The 1,949-nt window shown below is 57.5% G+C and carries 3 protein-coding genes; 2 read left to right on the top strand and 1 reads right to left on the bottom strand.

All coding sequences use genetic code 11. The annotated features are described in order from the left end of the window. Positions 1-373 (top strand): Gfo/Idh/MocA family protein (locus FYJ24_RS12315; RefSeq protein WP_263970245.1); only part of this gene is annotated, 373 nt, incomplete at its 5' end. On the opposite strand, the gene tnpA is transcribed toward FYJ24_RS12315, so the two are convergent. Next, entirely contained in the window at positions 297-752 is a 456-nt protein-coding gene (tnpA, locus tag FYJ24_RS12310) for an IS200/IS605 family transposase (protein WP_125203849.1), read from the bottom strand. The genes FYJ24_RS12315 and tnpA overlap by 77 nt on opposite strands. A gap of 21 nt (positions 753-773) precedes the next feature. Here tnpA and FYJ24_RS12305 point away from each other — a divergent pair, with 21 nt between their 5' ends. Then, a complete protein-coding gene (locus FYJ24_RS12305) occupies positions 774-1,835 on the top strand; it encodes an RNA-guided endonuclease InsQ/TnpB family protein (RefSeq protein WP_016914375.1) in 1,062 nt (353 codons plus the stop codon). Positions 1,836-1,949: the final 114 nt, after the last annotated feature.

Below are 1,949 nucleotides of genomic sequence, written 5' to 3'. Positions count from 1 at the left end.
CATCGGCGACTACCTGCTGGATGCCAACGACACGGCGCTGATGCGCGTGCGCTTTGCCAACGGCGCCATGGGCACGATTCAGGCAACCCGCTGGGCAACCGGGCACCACAACTCGCTGACGCTGAGCGTTCACGGCGACAAGGGTGCGATCCGCGTGGATCTAGACGCCTCCAAGGATGAAGTACAGGTGTGCCTGAACGATGACGTGCATCCCGCTCGCTGGAGCACCGTCAAGGCGCCGCCCACGCCCAGCATCTACCAGCGCTTTATCGAACATCGCGAAAAACCTCGTACTTCTAGTGCGAGGATGGATAGCGAGGGGCGCGAGAGCGCCCCTGGTCCGGCCTCGATTGTTGCTCAATATACTGCTTGACCATGCTCAGGGGGGCGCCTCCGACACTTCCCGCAAAGTAGCTTGGACTCCACAGCGAGTTCTTCCGGTAGGCGGGCTGCACCAGTTCAGGGTGTAGTAACTTCATCCGCCGGCTGGATACCCCCTTCAAACTATTCACCAGCCTGGATACCGCCACTTTGGGTGGAAAGTTGACAAGCAAATGGACGTGATCGGTTTCACCGTTGAACTCCTGTAGCTCCGCCTCGAAGTCCCGACACACTCGGTCGAAAAGCAATTCGAGGGAGTTGAGATGCGCGCCGGTGAACACCTTGCCCCGATACCTGGTGACAAATACCAAATGGGCATGGAGTTTAAAAACGCAGTGTCTTCCTGTTCTGATAGCTTGTTTGGTTTCCATAGACCAAGTATATTCGAAGCCATGAAGCAGACCAAGACCCTCAAGGTTCGAGTGAAGGACAAACACGCCGCCGAGCTTAACCGCATGGCCCGCAGCGTGAATTTTGTTTGGAACTACCTCAACGAACTGTCTTCCCGAGCCATTCGGGAGAAAGGTCTGTTTCTGTCTGCCTACGACATGCACCCCTATACCAAGGGTGCTGGCAAGGACCTCGGCCTGCACAGCCAAACGCTGCAATGCATCGCTGCTGAATACGTTGCCCGCCGCAAGCAGTTCAAAAAGCCCCGCTTGAATTGGCGCAAGTCCGGCGGTGTACGCCGCTCACTTGGCTGGATTCCGGTCAATACCGGCGCGGCCAAGTGGAAGAACGGGCAGGTATTTCACAACGGCACCTACTTCAAGGTGTGGGATAGCTACGGCCTGTCGACATACAAGTTCCGTGCCGGCAGTTTCAACGAAGATAGCCGGGGCCGGTGGTATTTCAATGTTGCGGTCGAGGTGGACGTGCAGCCGACGCTTGGGCAGGGCGCCGTTGGCATCGACCTTGGGCTCAAGGATGTGGCCACCTGTAGCGATGGAGGAAGGCTGGAAAACAGCCGCTTCTACCGCCGCATGGAAGACCAGTTGGCGACAGCCCAACGTGCCCGCAACAAGCGGCGGGTAAAAGCTATTCACGCCAAGATCAAGAACCGTCGCCAGGACGCGCAGCACAAGTTTTCCCGGAAACTCGTCAACCAGTACGGCGAAATCGTCGTGGGCGATGTTTCCTCAACCAGGCTCGCGAAGACCAGGATGGCCAAAAGCGTCTACGACGCTGGCTGGTCACAACTGAAAACGATGCTGGAATATAAATGCGCTCACGCAGGCATCGTCTTCAAGGTCGTTCGCGAAACCAACACCACCCGCGCCTGTTCGTCGTGCGGCTCGCTTAGCGGGCCGCAGGGCGTCAACGGGTTGCGAGTAAGGGTCTGGGAGTGCGTGGAGTGTGGTGTACTCCACGACCGGGACGTGAATGCGGCCCGGAATATCCTCAGCCTCGGGGCAGGACGTTGCCCTCAAGAAGTTGGAATCCCCGTCCTTTAGGGCGGGGAGGACGTCAAGGCCTATACTCCTTGGTTGACGCAGCTGTAATCAACAGCACTATACTCTAAAAGAAGGTGACGGCATGAAAGGTGATCCGAAGGTCATTCAGCATCT

Source organism: Scrofimicrobium canadense (assembly GCF_009696615.1).
In the GTDB taxonomy this organism is placed as follows: Bacteria; Actinomycetota; Actinomycetes; order Actinomycetales; family Actinomycetaceae; genus Scrofimicrobium; species Scrofimicrobium canadense.
The sequence above is the reverse complement of the archived record's forward strand: the minus strand, read 5'-3'. Positions and strand labels throughout refer to the sequence as shown.